Source organism: Cupriavidus sp. HE11 (assembly GCF_056097175.1).
The window spans coordinates 2,447,681-2,474,658 of the sequence record NZ_CP184464.1; the positions used below are offsets into that span (position 1 = coordinate 2,447,681).

General features: G+C 67.1%; 24 protein-coding genes. 6 read left to right on the forward strand and 18 right to left on the reverse strand.

Going from position 1 to position 26,978, the window contains the following annotated elements; genetic code table 11:
- Positions 1-10: 10 nt before the first annotated feature.
- From purH to ACOABP_RS11425, 10 genes are all read right to left on the reverse strand, one after another.
- The gene (gene purH, locus ACOABP_RS11380; protein WP_474225078.1) at positions 11-1,585 is read right to left on the reverse strand and encodes a bifunctional phosphoribosylaminoimidazolecarboxamide formyltransferase/IMP cyclohydrolase; all 1,575 of its coding nucleotides are present in this window, start codon (positions 1,583-1,585) and stop codon (positions 11-13) included.
- Positions 1,586-1,601: 16 nt separating this feature from the next.
- Positions 1,602-1,835, reverse strand: coding sequence for a Fis family transcriptional regulator (locus tag ACOABP_RS11385; RefSeq protein WP_066739474.1), 234 nt, complete (start codon positions 1,833-1,835; stop codon positions 1,602-1,604).
- Complete coding sequence (dusB, locus tag ACOABP_RS11390) at positions 1,832-2,902, reverse strand: tRNA dihydrouridine synthase DusB (RefSeq protein WP_474225079.1); 1,071 nt, start codon at positions 2,900-2,902, stop codon at positions 1,832-1,834. The genes ACOABP_RS11385 and dusB overlap by 4 nt, the downstream gene beginning before the upstream one ends.
- A gap of 227 nt (positions 2,903-3,129) precedes the next feature.
- Positions 3,130-4,404 (reverse strand): UbiH/UbiF/VisC/COQ6 family ubiquinone biosynthesis hydroxylase, encoded by a 1,275-nt coding sequence (locus tag ACOABP_RS11395; protein WP_474225080.1) that lies wholly within the window; start codon positions 4,402-4,404, stop codon positions 3,130-3,132.
- Positions 4,382-4,846 (reverse strand): hypothetical protein, encoded by a 465-nt coding sequence (locus tag ACOABP_RS11400; protein WP_474225081.1) that lies wholly within the window; start codon positions 4,844-4,846, stop codon positions 4,382-4,384. The genes ACOABP_RS11395 and ACOABP_RS11400 overlap by 23 nt, the downstream gene beginning before the upstream one ends.
- Complete coding sequence (locus tag ACOABP_RS11405; RefSeq protein ID WP_474225082.1) at positions 4,843-6,237, reverse strand: aminopeptidase P N-terminal domain-containing protein; 1,395 nt, start codon at positions 6,235-6,237, stop codon at positions 4,843-4,845. Before ACOABP_RS11405 ends, ACOABP_RS11400 begins: the two co-directional genes overlap by 4 nt.
- A 115-nt stretch (positions 6,238-6,352) precedes the next feature.
- Positions 6,353-7,063 carry an N-acetylmuramate alpha-1-phosphate uridylyltransferase MurU gene (gene murU, locus ACOABP_RS11410; RefSeq protein ID WP_474225083.1) on the reverse strand — a complete coding sequence of 237 codons (711 nt, stop codon included), beginning with the start codon at positions 7,061-7,063 and terminating at the stop codon, positions 6,353-6,355.
- Positions 7,060-7,383, reverse strand: a complete 324-nt coding sequence (locus ACOABP_RS11415) for an AzlD domain-containing protein (protein WP_066739468.1) — start codon at positions 7,381-7,383, stop codon at positions 7,060-7,062. Before ACOABP_RS11415 ends, murU begins: the two co-directional genes overlap by 4 nt.
- Complete coding sequence (locus ACOABP_RS11420; protein ID WP_474227818.1) at positions 7,380-8,069, reverse strand: AzlC family ABC transporter permease; 690 nt, start codon at positions 8,067-8,069, stop codon at positions 7,380-7,382. Before ACOABP_RS11420 ends, ACOABP_RS11415 begins: the two co-directional genes overlap by 4 nt.
- 86 nt (positions 8,070-8,155) lie before the next feature.
- Positions 8,156-9,214 (reverse strand): aminoglycoside phosphotransferase family protein, encoded by a 1,059-nt coding sequence (locus ACOABP_RS11425; protein WP_474225085.1) that lies wholly within the window; start codon positions 9,212-9,214, stop codon positions 8,156-8,158.
- A 180-nt stretch (positions 9,215-9,394) separates the two neighbouring features.
- Here ACOABP_RS11425 and ACOABP_RS11430 point away from each other — a divergent pair, with 180 nt between their 5' ends.
- From ACOABP_RS11430 to trpS, 5 genes are all read left to right on the forward strand, one after another.
- Positions 9,395-11,869: an LPS-assembly protein LptD gene (locus ACOABP_RS11430; protein ID WP_474225086.1), complete on the forward strand. Its 2,475-nt coding sequence runs from the start codon at positions 9,395-9,397 to the stop codon at positions 11,867-11,869.
- A gap of 9 nt (positions 11,870-11,878) precedes the next feature.
- Entirely contained in the window at positions 11,879-13,351 is a 1,473-nt protein-coding gene (locus tag ACOABP_RS11435) for a peptidylprolyl isomerase (protein ID WP_474225087.1), read from the forward strand.
- A 17-nt stretch (positions 13,352-13,368) separates the two neighbouring features.
- The gene (pdxA, locus tag ACOABP_RS11440) at positions 13,369-14,427 is read left to right on the forward strand and encodes a 4-hydroxythreonine-4-phosphate dehydrogenase PdxA (RefSeq protein ID WP_474225088.1); all 1,059 of its coding nucleotides are present in this window, start codon (positions 13,369-13,371) and stop codon (positions 14,425-14,427) included.
- A gap of 3 nt (positions 14,428-14,430) precedes the next feature.
- Positions 14,431-15,273: a 16S rRNA (adenine(1518)-N(6)/adenine(1519)-N(6))-dimethyltransferase RsmA gene (gene rsmA, locus ACOABP_RS11445; protein ID WP_474225089.1), complete on the forward strand. Its 843-nt coding sequence runs from the start codon at positions 14,431-14,433 to the stop codon at positions 15,271-15,273.
- An 83-nt stretch (positions 15,274-15,356) separates the two neighbouring features.
- On the forward strand, positions 15,357-16,385 hold the full coding sequence (gene trpS, locus ACOABP_RS11450; protein WP_066739462.1) for a tryptophan--tRNA ligase: 1,029 nt from the start codon (positions 15,357-15,359) through the stop codon (positions 16,383-16,385).
- Between the two features lie 62 nt (positions 16,386-16,447).
- Here the strand turns inward: trpS and ACOABP_RS11455 are convergent, their stop codons facing one another.
- Complete coding sequence (locus tag ACOABP_RS11455) at positions 16,448-17,353, reverse strand: DMT family transporter (RefSeq protein ID WP_474225091.1); 906 nt, start codon at positions 17,351-17,353, stop codon at positions 16,448-16,450.
- An 11-nt stretch (positions 17,354-17,364) separates the two neighbouring features.
- On the reverse strand, positions 17,365-17,772 hold the full coding sequence (gene gloA, locus ACOABP_RS11460; protein WP_066739460.1) for a lactoylglutathione lyase: 408 nt from the start codon (positions 17,770-17,772) through the stop codon (positions 17,365-17,367).
- 260 nt (positions 17,773-18,032) lie between these two features.
- Here gloA and ACOABP_RS11465 point away from each other — a divergent pair, with 260 nt between their 5' ends.
- The gene (locus ACOABP_RS11465; RefSeq protein WP_474225092.1) at positions 18,033-20,756 is read left to right on the forward strand and encodes an autotransporter family protein; all 2,724 of its coding nucleotides are present in this window, start codon (positions 18,033-18,035) and stop codon (positions 20,754-20,756) included.
- A 28-nt stretch (positions 20,757-20,784) separates the two neighbouring features.
- Here the strand turns inward: ACOABP_RS11465 and ACOABP_RS11470 are convergent, their stop codons facing one another.
- Genes ACOABP_RS11470 through glyQ form a run of 6 tightly spaced genes read right to left on the reverse strand, consistent with a single transcriptional unit; the run spans position 20,785 to position 26,829 of the window.
- Positions 20,785-21,681 (reverse strand): M48 family metallopeptidase, encoded by an 897-nt coding sequence (locus ACOABP_RS11470; protein ID WP_474225093.1) that lies wholly within the window; start codon positions 21,679-21,681, stop codon positions 20,785-20,787.
- Positions 21,678-22,439: a lysophospholipid acyltransferase family protein gene (locus tag ACOABP_RS11475; protein ID WP_474225094.1), complete on the reverse strand. Its 762-nt coding sequence runs from the start codon at positions 22,437-22,439 to the stop codon at positions 21,678-21,680. Before ACOABP_RS11475 ends, ACOABP_RS11470 begins: the two co-directional genes overlap by 4 nt.
- A 34-nt stretch (positions 22,440-22,473) precedes the next feature.
- Positions 22,474-23,076, reverse strand: coding sequence for a D-glycero-beta-D-manno-heptose 1,7-bisphosphate 7-phosphatase (gmhB, locus tag ACOABP_RS11480; RefSeq protein ID WP_474225096.1), 603 nt, complete (start codon positions 23,074-23,076; stop codon positions 22,474-22,476).
- Between the two features lie 28 nt (positions 23,077-23,104).
- Positions 23,105-25,228: a glycine--tRNA ligase subunit beta gene (glyS, locus tag ACOABP_RS11485; protein WP_474225097.1), complete on the reverse strand. Its 2,124-nt coding sequence runs from the start codon at positions 25,226-25,228 to the stop codon at positions 23,105-23,107.
- Between the two features lie 30 nt (positions 25,229-25,258).
- On the reverse strand, positions 25,259-25,879 hold the full coding sequence (locus ACOABP_RS11490; RefSeq protein ID WP_474225098.1) for a hypothetical protein: 621 nt from the start codon (positions 25,877-25,879) through the stop codon (positions 25,259-25,261).
- Positions 25,876-26,829, reverse strand: a complete 954-nt coding sequence (gene glyQ / locus ACOABP_RS11495; RefSeq protein ID WP_066739453.1) for a glycine--tRNA ligase subunit alpha — start codon at positions 26,827-26,829, stop codon at positions 25,876-25,878. The genes ACOABP_RS11490 and glyQ overlap by 4 nt, the downstream gene beginning before the upstream one ends.
- Positions 26,830-26,978 lie beyond the last annotated feature (149 nt).

The window sequence follows — 26,978 nt, forward strand, 5'->3', positions numbered from 1 at the left end:
GGTCTCCGCCTTAGTGACGGAAGTGGCGCGTGCCGGTCAGCACCATGGCGATACCGCGCTCGTCGGCGGCGGCGATCACTTCGTCATCGCGCATCGAGCCGCCCGGCTGGATCACCACCGTGGCGCCAGCGTCCACCACTACGTCCAGGCCGTCGCGGAACGGGAAGAACGCGTCCGATGCCACGGCCGAACCGGCCAGCGTCAGGCCGGCGTTCTGCGCCTTGATGCTGGCGATGCGGGCCGAATCCACGCGGCTCATCTGGCCGGCGCCGACACCCAGCGTCATGCCGTTGCCGCAGAACACGATGGCATTCGACTTCACGAACTTCGCCACGCGCCAGGCGAACATCAGGTCGTCCATTTCCTTCGGGGTCGGATGACGGCGCGTCACCACGCGCAGTTCGCTCGGCTGCACGTTGCGGGCGTCCGGGCCCTGCACCAGCAGGCCGCCACCCACGCGCTTCAGGTCAAACTGGTTCACGCCCTTGCCCAGCGGGATTTCCAGCAGGCGCACGTTCTGCTTGGCGGCAAACACGTTGCGCGCGGCGGTGCTGAACGACGGGGCGATCAGCACTTCCACGAACTGCTTTGCCACGGCCTGGGCGGCAGCCTCGTCCAGTTCCACGTTGAAGGCGATGATGCCGCCGAAGGCCGAGGTCGAATCGGTCTTGAAGGCCTTGTCGTAGGCTTCCAGCGCGTTGGCGCCAATCGCCACGCCGCACGGGTTGGCGTGCTTGATGATGACGCAGGCGGCGCCGTTGGCGGCGTCGAACGACTTCACGCATTCCCACGCGGCATCGGCGTCGGCGATGTTGTTGTACGACAGTTCCTTGCCCTGCAGCTGCACGTAGTTGGCGAGCGCGCCGTCCACGGCCTTCAGGTCGCGGTAGAACGCGGCCGACTGGTGCGGGTTTTCGCCGTAGCGCATTTCCTGCACCTTCTCGAAGGCCAGGTTCAGCGTCTGCGGGTAGCTGCTGCGCGCCTGGTGCGACTTGTCGGCGCCAAGGCTGGTCAGGTAGTTCGTGATCGCGCCGTCGTACTGGGCCGTGTGGGCAAACACCTTGGTCGCCAGGCGGAAGTTGGTGTCGTAGCCCACGCTGTTGGCGTTGGCACGCATTTCGTCGAGCACCACGGCGTAGTCGGCCGGGTCCACGATCACGGTCACGTCGCGGTGGTTCTTGGCCGCCGAGCGCAGCATGGTCGGGCCGCCGATGTCGATATTCTCGATGGCGTCCGGCAGCGTGCAGTCATCCTTGGCAACGGTCTGCTGGAACGGGTACAGGTTCACCACCAGCAGGTCGATCGTCGGGATGTTGTGCTCGGCCAGGGCAGCCATGTGCTCGGGCAGGTCGCGACGGGCCAGGATGCCGCCATGCACCTTCGGGTGCAGCGTCTTCACGCGGCCGTCGAGCATTTCGGGGAAGCCGGTGTAGTCGGCAACTTCCGTCACGGGCAGGCCGGCATCGGCCAGCAGCTTGGCGGTACCGCCGGTGGACAGCAGCGTGACGCCGAGCGCGTTCAGGTCGCGGGCGAAATCGACGATGCCGGTCTTGTCGGAAACAGAGAGAAGGGCTTGCTTGATCATGGCTTGGGGGAACGCTTCAAAGTAATCCGTGTTGCTGCAGCTTCTTGCGAAGGGTATTGCGGTTGATGCCGAGATACGCGGCCGCCAGCGACTGGTTGCGCTCCGCGCGCAACATCACGGCTTCCAGCAGCGGCCGTTCAACGGCCTCCAGCACCATGTTGTACATATTGGACGGCTCTTCGCCGTCCAGGTCACGAAAATAGGTATCCAGGCTGTCCCGGATACATTGGTCGATAGCGTTGCGGCTCATGCGGCAAGCAGTTCCCGTTTCTTTTTGTTGTGGATGTTTTCTTCTTCGTCCGTGGCGGTGGCGGTGTCGTCGACATAGACCAGGCGATCCGAAATGGCTGCCTGCTCGTCGAAGAACGCGTTGACCGCTTCCAGCTGCGCGCCCGTGGTTTCCAGCGTGTTCATGCGGTGGCGGAACAGGTTCGCGCCCTTCAGCCCGCGCGTGTACCAGGCAATATGCTTGCGCGCGGTGCGCACACCGGTGAACTCGCCGTAGAACGCGTAGTGATCCGCCAGGTGATGGTTCATGATCGCGCGGATCTCGGCCACTTCAGGTGCCGGCAGCAATTCGCCAGTCTTCAGGAAGTGTTCGATCTCGCGGAACAGCCACGGACGCCCCTGGGCGGCACGGCCGATCATGATGGCGTCGGCGCCGGTCGCTTCCAGCACCAGCCTGGCCTTCTGCGGCGACGTGATGTCGCCATTCGCCACCACCGGAATGCGCAGCGCGGCCTTGACCGCGGCGATGGTCTCGTACTCGGCCTCGCCGTGGTACAGGTCGGCGCGGGTGCGGCCATGGATCGTCAGCATGCTGATGCCGGCGTCTTCGGCCATGCGCGCCACGCGCAGTGCATTCTTGTGTTCGCGGTCCCAGCCCGTGCGGATCTTCAGCGTGACCGGCACGCGGTCACCCACGGCGCCCACCACGGCCTCGACGATGCGCACCACCAGCGGTTCGTTCTGCAGCAGCGCCGATCCGGCGGCCACATTGCAGACCTTCTTGGCCGGGCAGCCCATGTTGATGTCGATGATCTGCGCGCCACGGTCGACGTTGTAGCGGGCCGCCTCGGCCATCATCGACGGCTCCGCGCCGGCAATCTGCACCGAAATCGGCTCGACCTCGCCGGCGTGATTGGCGCGGCGCATGGTTTTCTCGCTTTTCCACAGCTGCGCGTTCGACGCCACCATCTCGGACACCGCGTAACCGGCGCCCAGCTGCTTGCACAGCTGCCGGAACGGCCGGTCCGTCACCCCGGCCATCGGGGCGACAAAGAGGTTGTTGCGGAGTTGGTGGGGACCGATCTGCACGGTGGGGACGCTGGAATCTGGCTGGAACTGGCAAAAACATGCCCCTGCCGGAACAGCTGTCGGCGTGGTCGGGGTCATGGGCGAGGCCGGGATTTTACCGCCAAACCGGCGCGGTTGCCCAATAAATGAGCAAATATCATGCGGCGGGAGGGTGTCGCGCCCCTGCCAGGGGCGTGACCGGCGCGGCTGGCGGCGGTGCTTGGGGACGGTCTGACCGCCCCCGGGCGCTACTGACGTGCGCCGAACATCATCTGCCGGGCCAGTGCGTGCTTGAGCGGTGCCACGCACGCCAGAGCCGCCAGCGATGCGCCGCGTGCATGAGCCGCCAGCGGCCCGCCGATGCCAAACACGCGCGGCAGCAGATCGGTGATGCCGATCGTCATGGCGCGGTCCAGGCGATGGCGGCTGGCAAATGTCTGCAATGCCTGCGGCGTGCAGCCAGTCCGCAGCGAATCGGCCAGCGCAAAGGCATCGCGCAATCCCAGGTTCAGACCCTGCCCAGCCACGGGATGCAGCGTTTGCGCCGCATTTCCCACGGCCGCCACGCGGCCGCTGACGGTGACCGGCGCGGCATTCAGGCCCAGCGGAAACGCGTGACGCTTGCCCACCAGCGTGAAGCGGCCCAGGCGCGTACCGAATGCCCGGCCCAGTTCGTCGGCGAACTCGGCATCGGACAAGGCCAGGCGCCGCTGCGCCTGTTCCGGCGCGCAGCACCAGACCAGCGCGTAGCCGGGCACGCCATGATCCTCGTGCGGCAGCAGCGCCAGCGGCCCTTCGTCCGTAAAGCGTTCCCAGGCCCAGCCAGGCTGCGGCTGCGAGCAGGTGACATGGCCGATGATGGCCGTCTGGCCGTAGTCGCGTCGCCGTGTGACTTCAGCGCCGCGTGACAGGCGCTGCACCTGCTGGTGGAACAAGCCGCCCTCCGCCTGCACTGCGATAAGTGCTGCATACGCCACTGGCAGGCCATCGTGATCGACGTGGGTGGTGCCGGTCAGCCGCACCACGGCGGTGTCGGGCCGGTCGCCACGGTCGGCGTCCTGCTCGATATTGTCGATGCGGGTCTCGAACACGCGTTCAAGACGGCCCGGCGCCGCATCGGCGGCCCGGGCAAGCGCCCGTTCCAGTGTCTGGCACAAGTCGCCGTACTTGACCACGTGGCCTAGCGCGGGCACGCCATAGTCGTCGCAATGCAGCTTCACATGGCCGAAGCGGCCGCGCTGCGAGACGTGAATGTGCTCGATCGGTTGCGCCGGCACCGGCCAGGCGCCGATCTGCTCCAGCAACTGGCGGCTGCCGTGCGACAGGGCGATGGCGCGCGGGTCGCGCGCAGCGCGGGCTGGCGTGGCCGCGTCGATCAGCGTCATGCGCCAGCGCGTGGTGCGCAGCAGCTGGCACGCCAGCGCCAGGCCCACCGGGCCACCGCCGACGATGGCGATGTCGCTCGGCTCGGCGTCAGTCACGGATGCCAGACCGGCAGTGTCAGGGCTGCCCGCTTGCGTCATGGCTGGCTTCCTCCTGCACGGGCGTTGCCTCGACCGCGCCGCGCTTCCACAGGTTCGCATCGGTGCGCGCCTTGCCGGCAGCCGCGTCGCGCATCGCGTTATCCAGCTTCTGCTGGCTGAAGCCGGGCAGCTGCTGCAGGCGTTCGACCAGCGCATCGTGGTTGGCAGCGGTCATCGGCACCACGCAGCCCTGCTGGCTGCTGGCGTCGCCGGCCAGGATCAGCCATGGCGTGCCGGCCCAGGGCCCGCGGTCCGAAACACGCACCACCACGCGTTCCAGTGCGTCCCACGCCAGCTCTTCGCGCTGGCCGTCCGGGCGATGCACGACCAGGCGGTCGTCATACAGGTTCACCACGAACGGCTGGTTCGGGTCTACCGGGTGGACGGTGCTCCGGTGCTTCGGTACGCCCACGCCAAACAGTTTGCTCAACAACGCCTTCATCGCGACGATCCTCCGTTGCCGCGCATAAGTGCCTCGATCTCGTCGGCCTTTACAGGCACGCCGCGCGTGATCAGTTCACATTCACCCGAGGTCACCACGGCGTCATCCTCGATGCGGATGCCGATATGCCAGTAGCGTTCGGGCACGTCTTCGGCCGGGCGCACATAGATGCCCGGCTCGATGGTCAGCACCATGCCCGGTTCCAGCGGGCGCCATGGGCGCTCGCCTTCCTGGCCGGCCGGCAGCGGACCGGGCACGCGATACTCGCCCACGTCGTGCACGTCCATGCCGAGCCAGTGGCCCGTGCGGTGCATGTAGAAGCGGCGATAGCTGCCGCTGGCCAGCACGTCATCGAGCGTGCCTTCCTTGTTGCGGTCGAGCAGGCCCGTGTCGAGCATGCCCTGCGCCAGTACCTTCACGGCCGCGTCGTGCGGCACGTTGTAGGGCACCCCGGCGCGCGTTTCGGCGATGGCGGCTTCCTGCGCGGCGAGCACCAGGTCATACAGCTCGCGCTGGGCCGGCGTGAAGCGGCCCGAGACCGGGAAGGTGCGCGTGATGTCGGACGCATAGCCGTCCAGCTCGCAGCCTGCGTCGATCAGGCACAGGTCGCCGTCGCGCAGTTCCGCCGGACCGGCGCGGTAATGCAGCACGCACGCATTGGGGCCGGCAGCCACGATCGAGTTGTAGGCCACGCTCTGCGCACCATGCCGGCGGAATTCATAGAGCAGCTCGGCTTCGAGGTGGAATTCGCGCAGCCCGGCACGCGATGTGCGCATGGCGCGTACATGGGCCTGGGCGGAAATCTCGGCCGCGCGGCGCATCGTCGCCAGTTCGCCGGCATCCTTGAAGAGGCGCATTTCGTCGAGCAGCGTACGCACGTCCACGGCCACCGACGGCGACGATACGCCGGCGCGGCCCTGCATGCGCACGGCGTCGAGCCAGCGGCGCACGTTCACGTCGATGTCGGTGGTGGCGGCCAGCGGATAGGCCAGTTGGGCGCGGTTGGCCAGCAGCGGCGGCAGCAGCTTGTCGATGTCCTCGACCGAATGGGCCTCGTCGAAGCCGAACGTCGCGCGGGCGCCTTCCGGGCCGAAGCGGAAGCCGTCCCAGATCTCGCGCTCCTCATGCTTGGGGCGGCAGAACAGGATGCTCCTGTCGCCTTCGCCGGCCGCGCCAGCCACGAGCACAAGCACCGCCTCGGGTTCGGTGAAGCCGGTCAGGTAATAGAAATAGCTGTCGTGCCGGTACGGATAGTCGCTGTCGCGGTTGCGCATGGCCTCCGGCGCGGTCGGCACGATGGCCACGCCGCCGCCCTGGGCGCGCAGGTGTTGCAGCACACGGGCGCGGCGGTCGCGGCACGCGCCAAGAAGAGCGGATTCGGGTGCGGACATGGAGTGAAGCCGGTGAGGGGAATGTGCCGATTCTAAACCCGCCGGCGCGCGATGCGGGCGTGACATGCGCCCTGAAAGGCGCTTGAAAGGCCGCGCGCCGTGCGGATCCGGACGTTCAGCCGCGCAGTGCGCGGTCCAGGGCGGCCAGTTGCGCGGGGGTGCCGACGTTTTCCCAGCGGCCGTCGAAGCGCTCGCCGGTCGCCGTACCCTGGCGGATCGCCTCGCGGTAGTACGGCGACATCGGCACTTTCTGTCCCGGCGCGATATCGCGGAACAGGCGGGTGTCGTAGAGCCCGATATTGCCGAAGGTCAGCGCGTGGCCGCCGGCGCCGTCGGCGGGCATGCGCAGGTGGCCGTCATCGCCAAGCACGAAATCGCCGTGCGGATGGAAGGGCGGGTTCGGCACCATGACCAGATGCATCTGGGGGCGCGCGGCGGCGGCCATGGCACGGGTGCGCGGCAGCAACTGCCGGTAGTCGAAGTCGCAGAAGATGTCGCCCGACACGGCCAGGAAGACGCCGTCGCCGCCATCGGCGGTCAGCAACGGCAGCGCATGGGCGATGCCGCCCGCTGTTTCCAGCGCGCTGCCCTCCGCCGACCAGTGGATGCGTACGCCGAACTGCCGGCCGTCGCCAAGCGCCGCTTCGAGCCTGTCACCCAGCCATGCATGGTTGATGACGATGTCGCTGAAACCGGCGCGCGCCAGCGCCTCGATCTGCCAGACGATCAGCGGCTTGCCGGCCACGGCCAGCAGGGGCTTGGGCGTGGTATCGGTCAGCGGGCGCATGCGGTCGCCGCGCCCGGCGGCAAAGATCATCGCTTTCAAAACAGGGTCTCCAGGCCGATCAGGGTGGCCATGCCGCTGGCAATGGTCCAGCCCACACTGCGCGTGCGGGCCGCGACGACGATGGCCACCAGGCCAGCCACCAGGCGCGTGTTGTAGGGGCTCAGATACACCGCGCCGTCGTGCATCAGCAGGTCTGGCGCGATCAGCGCGGACAGCATGGCGGCGGGCACGAACTGCAGGGCGGTGCGGAACCATGGCGGCAGGCGCACCCGGCCTTCCACGGCGATGAACGAAAGGCGGATCAGGTATGTGGCAAGGCCCGCGCCCAGGAATACCCACAGCAGGGTCAGCGAGCTCATGCCACATGCTCCTTGCTGTCGGACGCGCCGGCGGCAGGCTGCCCGCCGCGCCGATTGCGTTCCAGCAGCAGCATTCCCGCGGCAATACCGCCCAGCGCGGCCACCATGATGCCGAGCTTGTGCGGCATCGCGTAGCAGGCTACCGCCAGCGCGGTGGCGACCAGCGCGGCCGCCACCTGGGCGCGGTGCTTGAGATTCGGCACGATGATCGCGATAAAGGTCAGCGGCAGGAAGAAATCGAGCGGCCAGTCGCGCGGCACCTGGGCGCCCACCAGCACGCCAGCCAGCGTCGACAGTTGCCAGCTCGACCACAGCGCGATGCCGGCGCCAAAATAGAACCAGTGGCGGTAGCGGGCCCGTGGGCCGGTATCGCCAAGGCGGCGCGTCATCGCGGCAAAGGCCTCGTCGGTCAGCAGATAGGCCACCAGCGCCTTCCAGCGGCGCGGCAAGGGCGCGAGCGACGGCGCGATGGTGGCGGAATACAGCGCGTGGCGCAGGTTGACCATGGCGACCGTGAACGCAATGACCAGCGCCGGGGTGCCGGCGGACCAGAGCTGGGTCAGGATCATCTGCGATGCACCGCCGAAGACGATCGCGCTCATCGCGCAGGCCAGCCACGCCGGCATGCCGGCATTGACGGCCAGCACGCCGTAGATCAGCCCGAACGGCACCACGCCGAGCAGCATCGGCGCCAGGGCGCATACCCCGGCCCACCACTCGCCGCGGCGCGTGATGGTGGGGTCTGCGGGCGTTTCAAGGGGGGCGGCCACGGTCAGAATGTCAGGCCGGTGGGGCGCTCGGTGCCTTCCAGGGCGTCCAGCAGCCGCACCAGCTTGCGCATTTCCGAGTAGCGGCCCGCCACATTGCGCGTGTACTTGAGCACCAGCGGCATGTCGGCCAGGTAGCCGTCCTTGCCGTCACGATGGTACAGGCGCGCGAAGATGCCCAGCACCTTCAGGTGGCGCTGCAGCCCCATCCATTCGAAATCGCGGTAGAAATCGCCAAAATCGCCAGCCACCGGCAGGCCCGCCTTGCGTGCCTGTTCCCAGTAGCGGATCAGCCAGTCGAGCTGCTGCTCCTCTTCCCATTCGATATAGGCGTCGCGCCACAGCGACACGGCGTCGTAGGTGATCGGGCCGATCACGGCGTCCTGGAAGTCCAGGATGCCCGGATTGGCGCCCACCGTGGCGCCTTCGGGCAGCACCATCAGGTTGCGCGAATGGTAGTCGCGATGGACGTAGACCTGCGGCTGGGCCAGGTTGTTGGCCAGGATCGTGTCGAACACCTCGCGCAGATCGGCCTGCTGGCGGTCGTCGAGCGTGACCCCGAGATGCCTGGCGACATACCACTGCGGAAACAGGTCCAGCTCGCGCTGCAGCAGCGGGCGGTCGTAGGCCGGCAGTTCGCCAGGGCGGGTAGCCAGCTGGATCTGCACCAGCGCGGAGGCGGCGTCACCATACAGCGGGCGGGCCGAGGCCGCGTCCAGGCGCGACAGGTAGGTCTGGCTGCCCAGGTCGGCCAGCAGCAGGAAACCCTGCGCCAGGTCCTGTTCCAGCACGGTGGGCACCGTCACGCCGGCATCGCCGAACAGCTTCGCCACGTGGATGAAAGGCCGGCAGTCCTCATGGGACGGGGGGGCATCCATCACGATGGCGGTCGGGTGGCGCGGGTGGCCGGTCCGCACGCGGAAGTAGCGGCGGAAGCTCGCGTCGGCCGATGCCGGGGCACACGAAGCGGGGTCGATCGACCAAGTTGTGCCGAGTCCGGCAACCCACGATTTCAGTTGTTCGATACGCGGGTCGTGGCCCGGGTCGTCAATAAGTGCTGCCATGCCGGAAAGGGAGAATACGATGCCCCGTATAATACCCGACCAGACCCGGGCGCCGGGTGGCCCTCGGGAGGGGCCTTTGTCGCCCCGCAGCCCGCTCCGGCATTGGGCTGGGGGGCGCGGGAAGCCGCATTGCGAGCCCCCGCGCAGCGCCCGCCGCCGAGCCGACCGATAACCGTTTGCATGACCGAACAACGACAACCGCATCATCCGGCCACCCGACCGCCTGCGCTCCAGGGCAAGCCCCGGCGCGCCCGCGTGCCCGCCAGCGCCCTGCGACCGCTCGTGCTGGCCATGGCTGGCCTTTCGGTCAACGCGCATGCACAGTACGGCGCCGCCTCTACCATTCCCAATATCGATATGGTCGAGCCGGCTGTCACGCAGGCCGCCGAGCCGGAACCGCCGCCGCCCGAGGCAGGCGAACTGGTGCCGCGCCTGACCGAGCCGCCGCGCAAGCCCGCCAATGCGGGCAGCAGCGCGCTGGGGGCGGCCCCCGCGTCGACCCCGTCGAATCCGAATGCGCCAGCCTATGCATCGGGCGACCGCATGACCGGATACAACGAGAAGGGTGTCGAGCTTGAGGGCAACGCCGAGCTGCGCCGCGACGGCGGCGTGGTCAAGGGCGACAAGCTGACCTACGACCAGGACACCGACGAAGCCCATGCGACGGGCAACGTGCGCCTGTCGAAGAACGGTACGCTGGCCGTGGGCCCCGAGGCGAAGCTGCGCGTACAGGCCAACGAAGGCTACATGCTGTCGCCGGACTACTATTTCGACCAGACCGGGGGATCGGGCAGCGCCGAGCGGATCGATTTTCTCGATCCGGACCGCAGTACGCTCAAGAAGGCCACCTACACGACCTGTTCGCCCGACAACGCCGACTGGTATTTCAGCGCGCGCAAGCTGGACCTGGATAGCGACCGCGAAGTGGGCGTGGCATATGGCGGCGTGCTGAATTTCTTCGGTGTGCCCGTGGCGGCTGCACCGGCGTTCTCGTTCCCGCTCAACAACGACCGCCGCAGCGGTGTGCTGCCGCCGTTGTTCGGCTACAGCTCGAAGTCGGGGGCGGACCTGACCGTCCCGTATTACTTCAACCTGGCACCGAACCGCGACCTGACCGTGTATCCGCGTATCCTGTCGGAGCGCGGGGTGCAACTGGGTGGTGACTTCCGCTACCTGGGCGATGGCTACAACGGCCGCATCCGCGCCGAGTTCCTGCCGGACGACAAGAAGGCTGGTCGCAACCGCTGGGCTTATTCGATCCAGCACTTCCAGACGATCATGCCTGGCATGCTGGCGTACGCGAACGTCAGCAAGGTCTCGGATGACCAGTATCCGGACGACCTGACCCGTAGCGTGTCGCAATCCACCCTGCGGCAATACACGCAGGAAGGCGGCGTGATCTACAACTGGCAGAACTGGACGTTCATGGCGCGCGTGCAGAAGTTCCAGACGCTGCTTCCGAGCGGGCCGTCCTACGAACGAGAGCCGCAGATCAATGCCAAGTACACGCGCTATGACCTCGGTGGCTTCGATATTGCGCTGGACACCGACTACACGCGCTTCAAGATTCCGCTGACGTCAACCGGCGTTCAGCAGCCCGAAGGCAGCCGTGCCTACTTCAACCCGTCGATCAGCTATCCGATCATCCGGCCAGGCTGGTACGTGACGCCGAAGGTGATCTTCAACGCGGCGCAGTACAACATGGATGTCGGCACCAACACGACCGGGGCATCCAACACGCTGAGCCGCGCGATCCCGACCGTCAGCGTCGATTCGGGCATGACGTTCGACCGCGATGCGCCGGGCATCAGCCGGCTGTTCGGCGTGAATTACACGCAGACGCTGGAACCGCGCCTGTTCTACGTCTACACGCCGTTCCGCGACCAGAGCCAGTTCCCGCTGTTCGACACGGTGCAGTCGGATTTCAGCTATGGCCAGATCTTTACCGAGAATCCGTTCAGCGGTAACGACCGGATTGCCGACAACAACAAGCTGACCGCTGGCCTGACCACACGCTTGATCGAGTCCGATACCGGGGTAGAGCGGTTCCGTGGCACGATTGCGCAACGGATCGACTTCACCGGGCAGCGCGTGCAGATTGGCGGCACGCTGACGGACACCAAGCCGACATACTCGGACCTGCTGGCCGCGACGACGATCCAGCTGTTCCGCGGCTACTATCTCGACGCGGGCATCCAGTGGAACCCGGATGAAAACCGCGTCAACTACTCGAACGTGGCATTCCAATGGCGCCCGGAGTCGCGCAAGCTGCTCAACGTGGGCTACCGCTATCGCCGGCCGACGTCGGTGACCGACAATACCGCGATCGACCAGTTCGAGGTGTCGGGCCAGTGGCCGGTCACGCAGCGCGTCTACGGCATTGGCCGTGTGGCGTATGACCAGTCGGCCAACCAGCTGGTGGATGCGCTGGCGGGCTTCGAGTACACGGCCGACTGCTGGGTTGGCCGTTTCGTGTACCAGCGTTTCCGCAACACCACGAACGGATACACCGGCCGGGTCTTCCTGCAGGTGGAATTCCGCGGATTGTCGAAAGTTGGCTCCAATCCGCTGGACATGCTGCGCCTGAACGTGCCGGGCTACGAGCCCGTGACCGCGCGACCGGTGCCCACGTCCCCGTACGATCACTATGAATGACGGACCAAGATGAAACGTCAAACCTTTTCGGTTATGTCCCGCCTGAATCCCTGGCAGCAGCTGCTGCTCTCCGCGGTGCTCGTCACGCTGGCCGCGCCGGCCGCCGCGCAACTGCGCGCGCCGGGAGCGCGTACCCAGGGCATCTTCGTGCCGCAGCAGGGCGGCAGCCAGACGAGTACGGTGGCGCCAAGCCAGCCGCAGATGGGCATTCCGCAGCCGGCGCAGAAGCGCTCGCAACTGGTGGACGAGGTTGTTGCCATCGTCAACAACAGCGTGATCACGCGCCGCGAGCTGCTTGACCGGGCCGACGAGATCGAGAACCAGCTGCGCGCCGCCAATCGTCCGATTCCCGAACGTCCCGACCTGCTGGGCGAGGTGCTGGAACGGCTGGTGATGGAACGCGTGCAGACGCAGGCCGCGCAGGACGCGGGCATCAAGGTGACCGACCAGGAAGTGGACCGTGCGATCGAATCGGTCGCGCAGCAGAACAAGATGTCCGCGACGGATCTGCGCACACGCGTGGAAGCCAGCGGCATGACCTGGACCAAGTACCGCGACGAACTGCGCAAGCAGGTGCAGGTGATTCGCCTGCGCGAACGCGAAGTGGACTCGAAGGTGCAGGTCTACGACGGCGAGATCGACAACTTCCTGGCGGCGCGCAGCGGACAGCCTGCCGCCGTGGGCCCGGCCGAATACAACGTGCAGCAGATCCTGGTGCGCGTGCCGGATGACGCATCCGAAGCCCAGAAGGCGCAACTCAAGGCCAAGGCCGAAGGCCTGCTCAAGCAGGCCCAGGGCGGGGCTGACTTTGCCGAGCTGGCCAAGGCCAATTCGGAGGCGCCCGAAGCGTCGCAGGGCGGTGCGCTTGGCTTCCGCGAAATCGGTCGCCTGCCGGCACTGTTCGCCAATGCCGTGGTCGACCTGCAGCCTGGCAAGGTGGTGCCGGAAGTGGTGGAATCGGCTAACGGCTTCCATGTGCTCAAGCTGGCTGCCAAGCGTACGGCCGCACCGGCACAGCAGGCTGCTGCCGATCACATCACGCAGACCCAGGTGCGCCACATCCTGATCCGTACCGGTCCGAACATGCCGGAGGCCGAAGCGAAGCGCCAGATGTCGACGCTGCGCGACCGCCTCACGCACGGCGCCGATTTTGCCGATGCGGCGCGGCGCTACTCGCAGGATGGGTCCGCCCAGCAGGGCGGCGAGCTGGGCTGGGTATCGCCGGGCGAACTGGTGCCCGAGTTCGAGCAGGCCATGAACCGCCTGCGTCCGGGTGAAATCTCGGAGCCCGTGGTCACGCAGTTCGGGGTTCACCTGATCCAGGTGGAAAACCGCCGCGAGACCGAGGTGTCGGCCGAGAAGCAGCGGGACTTCGCCCGTCAGGAAGTGCGGGAACAGAAGCTGCGCGCCGCCTATGATGACTGGGTGCGCCAGCTCCGCAGCGCGGCGTACGTCGAATACCGGATCAACCGACAGCGCTGAGGCGCACCGCTCCTGCCATGCCCGACCCTGCACCCGCGCCACTGGCGCTTGCCATCACCACCGGAGAACCCGCCGGCATCGGTCCCGACATCACGATCGGCGCCCTGCTGCAGCTTGGCGGCGCGGCCAATGGCATGGGCCATGGCGCGTACCGGTTTCATGTGATCGGCGACGCGCGCCTGCTGGCGCGGCGCGCCGAGTCGCTGGGCGTGGCGCATGCGTGGCAGCGGCGGCTGGCCGATGGCGACGTGGTGGTCGAGGATGTCGCGCTGGGCGTGGCCTGCGAGCCCGGCCAGCTCGATGCCCGCAACGGCCGCTACGTGCTGGAGTTGCTCGATACCGCCATCGACGGTCTGCAGGACGGACGTTTTGCGGCCATGATCACCGCCCCGGTGCAGAAAAGCACGATCAACGACGCGGGCGTACCGTTCACGGGCCATACCGAATACCTGGCCGAACGCGCCGCCGTGCCGCGCGTGGTGATGATGCTGGCTGGCCCGCAGCCCGCGCATGACAACGCCATGCTGCGCGTGGCGCTGGCCACCACGCACCTGCCGCTGCGGGCCGTGCCCGACGCGCTGACGATCCCGATGCTGCAGGAAACGCTGAAGATCGTCGACCACGATCTGCGGCGCCACTTCGGCATTGCCCGCCCCCGTATCCTGGTGACCGGGCTCAATCCGCATGCCGGGGAATCGGGGCATATGGGTCGCGAGGAGATCGATGTCATCGGGCCGGCGCTGGCGCTGGCCTGCGATGCCGATATCGACGCGCGCGGGCCGTATCCTGCCGACACGCTGTTCCAGCCGCGCCACCTGCGCGATGCCGACTGCGTGCTGGCGATGTACCATGACCAGGGCCTGGCGCCGCTCAAGTACGGCACCTTTGGTCACGGCGTCAATATCACGCTGGGCCTGCCCTTTATCCGCACATCGGTGGATCATGGCACCGCGCTCGACCTGGCCGGCACCGGCCGGGCCGAGCACGGCAGCATGATCGAAGCCATCCGGTGTGCCATTACCATGGCCGGCCATGCCAGCGGACGCCACGGCGCGTCCGCCAGCGGCCGGCACTGACTTATGCGTCCAAACGTGCATCAGGGCCATGTGGCCCGCAAACGATTCGGCCAGAACTTCCTGGTCGATGACGGCATCATCTACGGCATCGTCAACGCCATCGATCCGCAACCGGACGACGTTATCGTCGAAATCGGACCGGGCCTGGGCGCGCTGACGAACCCGCTGCTCGAACGCCTGCCCAGCATGCAGGTGGTGGAACTCGACCGCGATCTCGTGGAGCGCCTGCGCAACCGCTACAACGACCGTCTGACCGTGCATGCCGGCGACGCGCTTGCGTTCGACTTCGGCAAGCTCAAGGAGCCGGGCCGCGCGCTGCGTATCGTGGGCAACCTGCCGTACAACATTTCGAGCCCGCTGCTGTTCCATCTGATGGATTTCGCCGATCACGTGCGAGACCAGCATTTCATGCTGCAGAAGGAAGTGGTCGAGCGCATGGTGGCCGAACCCGGCAGCAAGGCGTTTGGCCGGCTGTCGATCATGCTGCAGGTGCGCTACCACATGGAACACGTGCTCGACGTGCCGCCCGCCTCGTTCAACCCGCCGCCCAAGGTCGATTCGGCCGTGGTGCGCATGATTCCCTGGCCGCGTGCCGAAGACGGTACGCTGCGTTCGCCGTATCCGGCGTGCGACCCCGGTGTGCTCGGTGATGTGGTGACCGCCGCGTTCTCGCAGCGCCGCAAGGTGCTGCGCAACACGCTGTCGTTCCTGCGCGACCAGGTGGACTTCGATGCGCTTGGCTTCGACCTGGGCCGCCGTGCCGAGGAAGTGCCGGTGGCCGAGTATGTCGAGCTGGCCCGCATCGTCGGCAACAGCGCCGTGCCGCCGACGCGCGGTGCGGCCTGACGCCACAGCGCGACATCGCCGCCGACACCGATTTCGAATTTTCCGCTGAACTACCCGAACATCCTGAAGCTATCGCGACGCTCATGACCGAACAGACCAAGACCGATCCGCGTCCCGTCATCCTGACTGGCGACCGTCCCACCGGCCCGCTGCATCTGGGCCACTATGTTGGCTCGCTGAAGAGCCGCGTGGCCCTGCAGGAAACGCACAAGCAGTACGTGCTGCTGGCCGATACGCAGGCGATGACCGACAACGCGCACGACCCGGACAAGGTCCGCCGCAATGTGCTGGAAGTGGCGCTGGACTACCTGGCGGTGGGCATCGACCCCGCCAAGACCACGATCACGGTGCAATCGCACCTGCCGGCGCTGGCCGAACTGACGCTGATGTACCTGAATTTCGTCACGGTGTCGCGCCTGGAGCGCAACCCGACGATCAAGGAAGAAATCCAGGCGCGTGGCTTTGGTCGCGACATCCCGGCTGGCTTCCTGTGCTACCCGGCGTCGCAGGCCGCCGACATCACCGGCTTCAAGGCCGTGCTGGTGCCGGTGGGCGAGGACCAGGCGCCGCTGATCGAGCAGACCAACGAGATCGTGCGCCGTATCAACCATCAGGTGGGCCGCGATATCCTGCCCGAAGCCGCCGCGCTGATTCCGAAGCATGGCCGGCTGCCGGGCGTCGATGGCAAGGCCAAGATGAGCAAGTCGCAGGGCAACGCGATTCCGCTCGGCGCATCGCCGGAGCAGATCCGCGAGGCCGTGCACAAGATGTACACCGATCCGAACCACCTCAAGGTGTCGGACCCGGGCCAGGTCGAGGGGAACGTCGTGTTCACGTACCTGGATGCGTTCGATCCGAACGTGGAGGAAGTGCAGGCGCTGAAGGACCACTACCAGCGCGGCGGCCTGGGCGACATGGTGCTCAAGCGCCGTGTGGAAGGCATCCTTCAGGAAATGCTGCGCCCGATCCGCGAGCGCCGCGAGCAACTGGCGCAGGACCCGGGCTACGTGTTCGACATCCTGAAGAAGGGTACCGAAACCGCCCGCGAGCTGACCCAGCAGACGCTGGACGAAGTGCGCAGCGCCGTGGGCATGTTCTCGTTCCCGAAGTAATCGGCGCTTGCCGCGTCACGCGTCCCTCCCGCCCGCCGGGAGGGACGAACACCGAAGGCCGCTCAGGCCTTCCGGTTCACCAGCACGATCCCCCCCAATACCATCACCGCCGCCAGCGCGAATCGCATGCCAACGTGGTCGTGCATCAGCAGCACGCCGAAGGCGACCCCGAACAGCGGGGTCAAAAACGAGAACACGGACAGGTGCGATGCCAGATACTGGCGCAGCAGCCAGAACCAGATCAGGTAGCTGGCAAAGGCGATCAGCACCGACTGGTAGAACAGGCTGGCGACCACGAACCCGGTGACTTCCACGCGATGGACCTGACCGGCGGCCAGGGCCATGACCAGCAGCAGCACGGCCGATACGGTCAACTGGTAGAGCAGCGTTTTGCTGGCGGGGGCGTGCGACAGCTTGCTGCCGCGTACCACGATGGTTGTTGCGGCCCATAGGGCGCCGGCCAGTACGCCCAGCGAGTCGCCCAGCAGCGTGCTCGACTGCGTGGACGCTGCGACGATGCCGTCCGCGAATGCCAGCACCATGCCCAGGAACGCCAGTGCCACGCCGGCCCACTGGCCGCGCTGCAGGTGTTCGCCCGGCACGAACAGGTGCAGGCCCAGCGCGGTGAAGATCGGCGCCGTGTAGAGGAACACGGCCATGCGCGATGCCGTGGTGTGGCCCAGCCCGACGAAGATGCAGAAGAACTCGGCGCCGAACAGCAGTCCGGCGACGAGCCCGGCGCGCAGCGTGCCGTCGCGTTCCCAGAGCGGCGTGCCACGCCACGCAGCGAACGCGAACACCAGCAGCGCGGCGATAGCGGAGCGGACGCCGGCCTGCAGCACGGCGCCCATCAACGGAGCGGTGACCTTGATGATCACCTGCTGGAGTCCCCATGCGGCGCACAGCAATACCATCAGTCCGATGGCCGTGCCGTCCAGCGGGCGCCTTGTTATAAGTTGTGTGGACATCGCCGCGTCGCTTACGGACGGGCAGCGTCGCGGGTGGAGTTGCGTTCGATCAGTTCGATCTTGTAGCCGTCGGGGTCTTCCACGAAAGCGATCACCGTGGTGCCGCCCTTGACCGGACCGGCCTCGCGCGTGACCTTGCCGCCAGCGGCACGAATGCGGTCGCAGGCTTCGGCGGCGTTCGGGGTTTCCAGCGCGATATGGCCGTAGGCGGTGCCCAGGTCATATTGGTCCACGCCGTAGTTGTAGGTCAGTTCGAGCACAGCCGTTTCGCTTTCCGGGCCGTAGCCGACAAAGGCCAGGCGGTACTTGTACTCGGGGTTGTCGCTCTCGCGCAGCAGTTGCATGCCCAGCACGCGCGTATAGAAGTCGATCGAGCGCTGGTAGTCGCCAACGCGCAGCATGGTGTGGAGGAGTCGCATAGGGGGGACCTTCTGTGGGTTGTTGAGACAACAGAGTCCGCCATTTTAGTCCTGCCCGCGCCATCGTGCCTGATTGCCCTGCGGGGCATCGCTAAACACGCAGCAAAGAAAATTTCACATCGACGGCGCCCATGTGGACGCCGGGCAGTTGCTAGAGTCTTCAATGCTTCGACAGCTGCATGAATGCCTACGCCGGTCAAACACGGCGCGGCAGCGCCGAAGGTCGCGCGACAGGCTTTCCCTGACAGAGAGGAAACTGTATGACGCGATGCTTCCGGGGCAGTACCTGCGGCACCCTGGCGTGTGCGTCGGCAATGGCGCTCGGTGCGTCCGCCGGCCACGCTGCGGACTGCGTGCCACCGTCGCCGACCGCGACGTTCTATATGGCAGACAACTGCAGCGGCACCGTTGCCGGGGGCACGTTCGACACCGGCACCGCCGGCTATGCGTCGGTCTTTCATGCCGCCAACGGCGGCTCGATCACGGTCATCGGGCCGGTATCGCTGCATTCCGAGGGCGGCAACTCGACCGGCGCGTATGCGGAATCCAATGGTGCCATCCATTTCGAGGCACCGGGCAGCACGCTGACGATGCGCGGCGCGCACTCGAATGGCGTACACGCATTCGGGCTGGCCAGCATCTCCGGGCAAGTCAACATCGTGACGTCCGGCGAGCGCGCCCATGCCGTGTTTGCCGACTTTGGCGGCGTGGTGATGCTGCACGATACGTCCATCGTCACGCATGGGGCCGAGGCGGCCGGGCTGGGCCTGGCGGCTGGCATGATCACGCTGCTGGGCCATAGCACCATTCTCACCACCGGAGACGTTGCGCCCGGCGTGGCGCTCACGTCGGGAGTGTCGAATGTCGTCGTGGATGGGCAGGGAAGCCGGATCTCCATTCGTACGACGGGTCAGGCGTCGTTCGGCTCCGGGTCGGCGGAGGGCCGGGGCACGGTTGTGCTGCGTAACGTCGATATCGCCACGCAGGGCACGGCGTCGTTCGGCATCTTTGCGCAAGGCACGACGAGCGTTCAGGCGGACAATACGAACATCGAAACGACAGGGCAGGCGGCCATCGGTGTCCGCGCGCTCGACGGCGGCACCATCGCGCTGCGCGGCGGCAGGGTAACGACGTCGCAAGCCCGGTCTGCCGGACTGTCGGTGCAGGGGCTGGGCAGCACGATCAAGGCGGACGGGACGGCGGTGGTGGCCGCAGGCGCTGGAACATCCGCGTTGCAGGTCGAGCAGGGCGGACACCTTGCATTTGCCAACGGCAGTGCGACCGGCACGGGCGTCGACGGCAGCGGGCTGGCCTTGTCCGACGAGGGAACGGGCGCACTGCAAACTACCACCGTGACCGCGAGCACGCTCTCGGCGCCCCAGGGGGCCGCCATCCGGGTTGCCAGCGGCCCCGCAAGCATTGGGCTTGCCAGCAGCAGGGTCACCGGGCCATTGCTGCTGGCAATCGACAGCGGCGCCACTGCTTTTCGCGTGGATGTCGATGCAAGCGCCACCTACCTGCGAGGTGCCGTGCGTGCGGCACCGGCCGCCGACGGCAGCGCGGCCGCAGCAACGCTGACGCTCCGTGATGGCTCGGCATGGTGGATCACCGGCGACTCGAATCTGATGCGGCTGGACAACCTTGGCAGCACGGTTTCATTCATGGTGCCCACCGACAGGGTCTTTCATACACTGACGCTGCAGCGCTATCACAGCGAGGGCGGAACATTGACGATGACCGCAGCGCTGAACGGCGACGGCTCGCCGTCGGATCGCCTCGTGATCGATACCGGAAGCGTGACCGGCACCACGGCACTGCGCATCGTCAATGCGGGCGGGAAAGGCGCCCTGACGGACCAGGGCATTCCGGTGATCGTGATGACCGGCGGCGGCAGCGCGCCGGATGGTACCTTCGTGCTGGCTGGGCGTGCGGTGGCGGGGCCGTACGAGTACAAGCTCTATCGCGGTAGCCTGCACGATGCCGCTGACGGCAATTGGTACCTGAGGTCCCGGCAACTGCCTGGGCCGCCCGTTCCCCCGACCCCCTCCAGGCCGATGTACCGGCCCGAAGTGCCCGCCTACATCGCCAACGAGCAAGCGGCGGCCAGCCTGTTCCTGCATAGCTTGCATGACCGCATGGGCGAGTTGCCGTTTTCGTCGGCACCTGCCGGATGGTTGCGGCTGGTGGGCAAGACCGCCGAAAGCGGCAGCCGCAGCAACGACTACAGCGCCCGTGGCGATACGGTGATCCTGCACGGCGGTGGCGACTTCGCGCGCGGGTCGCTGTTTGGCACGGCCGACCGCCTGCATCTGGGCGCGATGTTCGGCTACGGCAACGTGCGGAACGATGGCCTGGCTGCGGGCAACACGGCCCGGGCCCAGGGCGAGGTGAACGGCTATGGCGCGGGCATGTACGCCACCTGGTTCGGCCAGGCGGCTTCGGACCTCGGGCCTTATGTCGACACCTGGTTCCAGTACGCCTGGTTCGACAGCAATGTGCGTGGCGACCAGTTGCCCAAGGTCGGCTATCACGGCCAGGCGTGGAATGTGTCGCTCGAAAGTGGCTGGGCCCTGCCGCTGGCCGCGTCGTCATGGCGCGTCGAGCCGCAGGCGCAGGTGGCATGGTTGCGGCATCGCGGGGTCAGCCTGACCGAGCCCGGCGGCACGCAGATCGGTGGTGGCGACACCAATGGTGTGGTGACCCGGTTCGGCATACGGATCTTCCAAACGCTGGACCGCGACGATGGCGGGCGGATGCAGCCCTACGCCACGCTGAACTGGTGGCATGACCAGGCCAGTACATCGGTAAAGTTCGGCGAGACCGTGCTCGGGCAGCTGTTCCCGCGCGACCGCTACGAGCTCAAGCTTGGGATCGATGCCAGGCTGGCACGCGGCTGGAGCAGTTGGGGGAATGTGGGCGGGCAGTGGGGCAGCCAGGGGTACCGGCAATACGCGCTGCGGCTGGGTGCGCACTATGCCTGGTGAGCCGGGGCCACGGTGGGCCGCCGGTGCGTCAGAACGTTGGCAGCAGTTCGGGCGGATGCGCGCGCAACCGGGCGCGTGCGTCGCGGAACTCGGGGAAGATCGATTCCACGGTTTCCCAGAAACGCGGGCTGTGGTTCATTTCCTTCAGGTGCGCCAGCTCGTGTGCGGCCACGTAGTCGATCATCGACAGCGGGAAGTGCATCAGGCGCCAGTTGAGCCGGATCTTGCCGTCGGCGGTGCAGCTGCCCCAGCGCGTGGCGGCCGAGGTCAGCGCAAATCCGGTATGGCGCACGCCGAGCTTGGACGCGTAGACATCGAGCCGTTCGGCCAGCAGCCGGCGGGCCTGGTTCTGCAGCCAGCCCTGCACGCGGTCCTTGATCTGCTGCTCTTCGGCGTGGCCCGGCAGCGCCAGATGCAGCACGCGGGTATCGGCATCGAAACACAGCACGCCGGCCGGGGATTCCAGCCGCAGCGTGACCGGCTGGCCCAGGAATGGCAACTCGGCACCGTCACGCCACTGCACCGTGGGCAGTACGCGGCGCGACTCGCGGTGGCGCCATTCGCCAAGCTTGGTGAAGATCCAGCGCTGTTTTTCCAGGATGGCCGACTCGATATCGACCAGCGTCACCCAGCGCGGCGCCGTGATCGACAGCCCGCGGTCATCCACCGTGAACCCGATGGTCCGGCGCGACGAGCGCTTGAGCGAATAGTGCAGCGTCCGTTCGCCCACCTGCAGCACGCGGCCGTTCGGCAGCACCGGCGGCCATACGTCACCGGCTCGGTCCACGGCCCGCTCGGTCCCCGGCTGCGCGTCGGGCGCCGGCGCGAGCAGGTTATGCTGCAGCGACTGGACGGGCGGCGTGAAGTCGGCCAGCGGCAGCTCCAGTTGCGCGTTGGGGTCGGCGGTGGGACGCAGCAGCTTCATGCGGTGGCCTGGCTCCTTGCGCGGCGGTAGCTTTCCGGATCGATACGGCGCATCTCGGCCTCGATCCAGGTTTCCACTTCCTGGTTCAGCACGTCGGCGGTCTTGTTGGCCGACGGAATCGCGTCGCCGATCGAGATCGTGATCATGCCCGGATATTTCATGAACGAATTGCGCGGCCAGACGCGGCCCGAGTTGACCGCCATCGGAAAGACCCAGGCACCGGTCTCCACGGCCAGGCGGGCGCCGCCGCTCTTGTAGCGCGGGTTTTCCTTGCCGGACGGGGTGCGCGTACCTTCGGGGAACATGATGATCCAGGCGCCCTCGTTGAGCCGCTCCCGGCCCTGTCTCGCGGCCGAGGCAAACGCCCGGGTGCCGTCCTTGCGGTTGATGTGGACCATCTTGAGCATGCCCAGCGCCCAGCCGAAGAACGGCACGAACAGCAGTTCACGCTTGAAGACGAAGCACAGCGGCTTGGGCATCAGCGCCACATAGGCCACGGTTTCCCAGGCCGACTGGTGCTTGGACAGCAGCACCACGGGCTTGTCCAGCATCGCCAGCATCTTCTCCATGCCTTCGATGCGGTACTGGATGCCGCAGATCAGGCGCGCGGCCCAGATCACCAGGAGCGGCCAGCCGCGCACGAAGCGGAAGCGGTTTTCCGCGTTCATGAACGGGAAGACGATGAAACACATGCACGCGTAGGGCGGGGTCAGCACCACCAGGTACAGCGCGAACAGCAAGGAGCGGATAAAGGTCATCGATGGGGGCGAGATTCAGGGGGCGGACGGTGCCTCAGGGAGCGGGCTGCGCCGCGTGGGCCGCCGGGGCAGGGGTCTTGTGCGCCCCTTCGGCAACCAGCCAGCGCGCGAACGCGGCCAGGTCGTCATGGACACGCGTGCCGGCGGGCAGGCCGCCCTTGTCCAGCGTGCGCAGGCCCTTGCCGGAGCGCACCAGGTGCGGCACGCAGCCCACGGCCACGCCGGCTTCGAGGTCGCGCAGCGAATCGCCCACGGTGGGCACGTTGCGCAGTTCCACGCCAAAGCGCTCGCCGATCTGCTCGTACAGGCCCGACTTCGGCTTGCGGCAGTCGCAGTTGTCGGCGGCGGTATGCGGACAGAAGAACACGGCCTCCACGCGGCCGCCCAGCGCAGCCAGCGCCTTGTACATCTTCTCGTGCATCGCGTTGAGCGCGCTCATCTCGAACAGCCCCCGGCCGATGCCCGACTGGTTGCTGGCAATGACGACGCGATAGCCAGCCTGGTTCAGCATGGCGATGGCCTCGAGGCTGCCGGCGATCGGCACCCACTCGTCGGGGGTCTTGATGAAGTGGTCGCTGTCCAGGTTGACCACGCCATCGCGGTCGAGGATGACGAACTTCGGCAGGGACTGTGGCATGGCGGCTCCGGGGCGGCTTGTAGACAGCTTAGGCGGCCAGCTTCGAAATGTCTGCCACGCGATTGGCCAGGCCGTGCAGCGTGGACAGCAGCGCCAGGCGGTTGGCGCGCAGCTTCGCGTCGTCGGCCATCACCATCACGTCGTTGAAGAAGCGGTCGACGGCGTCGCGCAGCTGGGCCAGGTCGCGCAGCGCGGCGGTGAAATCGCCACCCGCAAAGGCGGCTTCCACGCCCGGGCGCACGCGTTCGATGGCTTCGAACAGCGCGCCTTCGGCAGCTTCCTGGAACAGCGCCGTGTCGACGGAGCCGATGGCCTCGTCGGTTTTCTTCAGGATGTTCGTGATGCGCTTGTTCGCGGCGGCCAGCGCCTCGGCCTCGGGCAGCGCGGCAAACGTACGCACGGCTTCCATGCGGGCCAGGATGTCGTGCAGGCTTTGCGGACGCAGGCTCACCACGGCTTCCACCTCGTTCGTGGTGTAGCCCTTGTCCTTCAGGTAGCCGCGCACGCGGTCGTACAGGAAGTCGGAGATCGCCTCGCGGGCCGGCTTCACGGTGGCAATGCCCGCGAACGCCTGTTCGGTCAGGCCCAGCAGCGTGTCGATCGACACCGCCAGCGGCTTTTCGATCAGCATGCGCAGGATGCCCAGCGCGTGGCGGCGCAGCGCGAACGGGTCCTTCTCGCCCGTGGGCTGCAGGCCGATGCCCCAGATGCCCACCAGCGTTTCGAGCTTGTCGGCCAGCGCCACGGCGGTGCTGACGTTGCCTTCGGGCAGCGCGTCGCCGGCAAAGCGCGGGCGGTAGTGCTCGGAGCAGGCCAGCGCCACGTCTTCGGCCTCGTCGTCATGGCGCGCGTAGTACGTGCCCATGGTGCCCTGCAGCTCGGGGAACTCGCCCACCATGTCGGTCAGCAGGTCGGCCTTTGCCAGCTCGGCGCCGCGCATCGCGGCAGCCTTGTCGGCCGGCGCGCCGGCGGCATTCATCGCGTCGGCAATGTGGCCGGCAATCTGCTGCAGACGCTGCACGCGGTCCAGCTGGCTGCCGATCTTGTTGTGATAGACCACGTTGGCAAGCTGCGGCACGCGCGATGCCAGCGTCTTCTTGCGGTCCTGGTCGAAGAAGAACTTGGCATCGGCCAGGCGCGGGCGCACCACGCGCTCGTTGCCCGAGATGATCGACTGCGGCGTGTCGGTGGCCAGGTTCGAGACGATCAGGAAGCGGTTGCGCAGGTGGCCGGCGGCGTCGGTCAGCGCAAAGTACTTCTGGTTGGTCTGCATCGTCAGGATCAGGCATTCCTGCGGCACGGCGAGGAAGGCTTCCTCGAAGTGGCACGGATAGACCACGGGCCACTCGACCAGCGAATTCACCTCGTCCAGCAGCGACTCGGGCATGATCACCTGGTCGGCGCCGGCTTCCTTGAGCAGGGTGGTGCGGATGCGCTCGCGGCGGTCGGCATAGCTGGCGATCACGCGGCCGCGCGATTCCAGCAGGCCCGCGTATTCGCCAGCGTGCGGAATCTCGATGGTGCCCTGCGACAGGAAGCGGTGGCCCTGTGTGATGTTGCTGGCAGGCAGGCCGAGCACGGACACCGGCACGATTTCTGCGCCGTAAAGCGCGATCAGGCTGTGCGCCGGGCGCACGAAATGCACCGTGGTGCCGTCCGGGCGCTGGTAGCTCATCAGCTTCGGAATCGGCAGCTTGCCCAGGGTGTCGTCCAGCGCGGCCTGCAGGCCGTCGGCCAGCGCGGCGCCCTTGGCCGTGTAGCGGTAGAAGAACGCATCGGCCTTGCCATCCGAGGCACGCTCCAACGTTTGCCAGTCGATCTCGGCCACGCCTACCGACTTTGCCAGGGCGGCCAGCTTCTTGGACAGCGGGGCGGTCGGGGCGCCGTTGGCGTCAAGCGCCACGGTCAGCGGCAGCACCTTTTCGCGCTGTTCGCGATCCGGCGCGGTGCGGCGCACGCCGGTTACCAGGGCGGCCAGGCGGCGCGGCGTGGCAAAGGGCGTCACGGCGGCGCCGGCTTCGAGCAGATCGCGTGCGCCGAGGCCATCGAACAGCCCCTGTGCGAAGGCTTCGCCCAGGCGGGCCAGCGCCTTCGGCGGCAGTTCTTCGGTGAACAGTTCGATCAGCAGCGAATCGGTCATGGGTTGCGACATGAATCTATCCAACAGGTATGGGCGCGCGCATCAGCAGCGCGGCGCGAGATTGGGTTCCACGCCAGACAGCAGCCACAGGCCGTTCTGCTGGCGGAATTGCAGCGTGGTGTAGGCGCATTGCACGGCCACGCCGGAAGCGCCGCGGGTGCCTGCGGCCGGGAAACGCGCGTCGATGCGATGGGCCCGACGGTCGTAGCGGATCTCGTCGATGCGCCCGCCCACCCAGAAATCGATCTTCGCGGGCAGTTGCGCGGCGGAATAGTAGGTCCGCACCGTGCGACGCGAACGCCCGCCGTTTTCCTCCCATTCGACCCACTGCAGCGGGTAGCGGATGGCGCTCTCGTAGGCGCGCAGCGGCACGCGGTGCCAGCCGAGGTCGCGCGACCCGGACAGGTCGCACGAGAACGAACGCACCAGCTGCGTCCACTGGTCGATCGACGACAGCGACGGGCGCCAGTGCCGCGTGATGGCCTGCTGCAGCGTCTGGGTATCCGCCTCGCAGATATTGGTCAGGTCGGACGGCAGGTACAGCGCCTGGGGCGACGGCACGGGTGACGTCCGCGCGGCGGCAAACGCGCTGCCGGCAGGCGACAGCACAACCGGCACGGCAAACGCCATCAGTGCCAGCGCGCCGCGCACGCGGGCCGTCATGCGCGGGCCCCGTTGTTGCACATCGGGAAGCCCAGCGCCTCGCGCGAATCGTAGTAGGCCTGCGCGACCATGCGCGACAGGTTGCGGATACGGCCGATATAGGCGGCGCGCTCGGTCACCGAAATGGCACCGCGCGCATCCAGCAGGTTGAACGTATGTGCGGCCTTCAGCACCTGTTCGTACGCCGGCAGCGCCAGGCGGGTGTCGGTCAGCTTCGGCGTGCCGTCTTCGTTTTTCTCGCCGGCATCGCCCATGAGGCGGCGGGCCTCGCCCTCGTGCTCGGCAAAGTGGCGGAACAGGATGTCGGTGTTGCTGTGCTCGAAGTTGTAGGTGGACTGCTCCACCTCGTTCTGGTGGTAGACGTCACCGTAGGTCAGGCGTCGCGTCTCGCCGTTCTCTTCCCACTCGGTCCAGACCAGGTCGTAGACGTTTTCCACCTTCTGCAGGTACATCGCCAGGCGTTCGATGCCGTAGGTGATTTCGCCGGTAATCGGCTTGCAGTCGATGCCGCCCACCTGCTGGAAGTACGTGAACTGCGTGACTTCCATGCCGTTGAGCCAGACTTCCCAGCCCAGGCCCCAGGCGCCGAGCGTCGGATTTTCCCAGTCGTCCTCGACGAAGCGGATGTCGTTCTGCTTCAGGTCCAGGCCCAGCGCTTCCAGCGAGCCCAGATACAGCTCCAGGATGTTCTCGGGCGCCGGCTTCAGTACCACCTGGTACTGGTAGTAGTGCTGCAGGCGGTTCGGGTTCTCGCCGTAGCGGCCGTCCTTGGGCCGGCGCGACGGCTGCACGTAGGCGGCGCGCCACGGCTCGGGGCCGATCGCGCGCAGGAACGTGTGCACGTGGGACGTACCGGCGCCGACCTCCAGATCGATCGGTTGCAGCAATGCGCAACCCTGCCGGTCCCAGTAGGCCTGCAGGGTCAGAATCATTTGTTGGAAGGTCAGCATAGGAAGACGAAATGGAAAGCTGGCGGGCAAGTGCGCGAACCGTCTCGCGCCGGGTTTGCCAAACCTTGGATTCTATCGGGTTTTTGGCCTGTCTCAGCCGGGAACCGGCAGGAAAACGGTATCGCAGGGCACGAATCGTGCATGCAGCG

Coding starts and splice junctions, on each gene's coding strand:
- pdxA (WP_474225088.1), top strand. CDS start 13,369: ATGCCCGACCCTGCACCCGCGCCACTGGCGCTTGCCATCACCACCGGA.
- ACOABP_RS11475 (WP_474225094.1), bottom strand. CDS start 22,439: ATGACCTTTATCCGCTCCTTGCTGTTCGCGCTGTACCTGGTGGTGCTG.
- gmhB (WP_474225096.1), bottom strand. CDS start 23,076: ATGCCACAGTCCCTGCCGAAGTTCGTCATCCTCGACCGCGATGGCGTG.
- ACOABP_RS11395 (WP_474225080.1), bottom strand. CDS start 4,404: ATGACGCAAGCGGGCAGCCCTGACACTGCCGGTCTGGCATCCGTGACT.
- ACOABP_RS11435 (WP_474225087.1), top strand. CDS start 11,879: ATGAAACGTCAAACCTTTTCGGTTATGTCCCGCCTGAATCCCTGGCAG.
- ACOABP_RS11465 (WP_474225092.1), top strand. CDS start 18,033: ATGACGCGATGCTTCCGGGGCAGTACCTGCGGCACCCTGGCGTGTGCG.
- ACOABP_RS11420 (WP_474227818.1), bottom strand. CDS start 8,069: ATGCTGCTCGGCGTGGTGCCGTTCGGGCTGATCTACGGCGTGCTGGCC.
- ACOABP_RS11425 (WP_474225085.1), bottom strand. CDS start 9,214: ATGGCAGCACTTATTGACGACCCGGGCCACGACCCGCGTATCGAACAA.
- glyQ (WP_066739453.1), bottom strand. CDS start 26,829: ATGCTGACCTTCCAACAAATGATTCTGACCCTGCAGGCCTACTGGGAC.
- ACOABP_RS11385 (WP_066739474.1), bottom strand. CDS start 1,835: ATGAGCCGCAACGCTATCGACCAATGTATCCGGGACAGCCTGGATACC.
- ACOABP_RS11400 (WP_474225081.1), bottom strand. CDS start 4,846: ATGAAGGCGTTGTTGAGCAAACTGTTTGGCGTGGGCGTACCGAAGCAC.
- ACOABP_RS11430 (WP_474225086.1), top strand. CDS start 9,395: ATGACCGAACAACGACAACCGCATCATCCGGCCACCCGACCGCCTGCG.
- ACOABP_RS11490 (WP_474225098.1), bottom strand. CDS start 25,879: ATGACGGCCCGCGTGCGCGGCGCGCTGGCACTGATGGCGTTTGCCGTG.
- gloA (WP_066739460.1), bottom strand. CDS start 17,772: ATGCGACTCCTCCACACCATGCTGCGCGTTGGCGACTACCAGCGCTCG.
- ACOABP_RS11455 (WP_474225091.1), bottom strand. CDS start 17,353: ATGTCCACACAACTTATAACAAGGCGCCCGCTGGACGGCACGGCCATC.
- ACOABP_RS11405 (WP_474225082.1), bottom strand. CDS start 6,237: ATGTCCGCACCCGAATCCGCTCTTCTTGGCGCGTGCCGCGACCGCCGC.
- purH (WP_474225078.1), bottom strand. CDS start 1,585: ATGATCAAGCAAGCCCTTCTCTCTGTTTCCGACAAGACCGGCATCGTC.
- ACOABP_RS11415 (WP_066739468.1), bottom strand. CDS start 7,383: ATGAGCTCGCTGACCCTGCTGTGGGTATTCCTGGGCGCGGGCCTTGCC.
- glyS (WP_474225097.1), bottom strand. CDS start 25,228: ATGTCGCAACCCATGACCGATTCGCTGCTGATCGAACTGTTCACCGAA.
- ACOABP_RS11470 (WP_474225093.1), bottom strand. CDS start 21,681: ATGAAGCTGCTGCGTCCCACCGCCGACCCCAACGCGCAACTGGAGCTG.
- rsmA (WP_474225089.1), top strand. CDS start 14,431: ATGCGTCCAAACGTGCATCAGGGCCATGTGGCCCGCAAACGATTCGGC.
- trpS (WP_066739462.1), top strand. CDS start 15,357: ATGACCGAACAGACCAAGACCGATCCGCGTCCCGTCATCCTGACTGGC.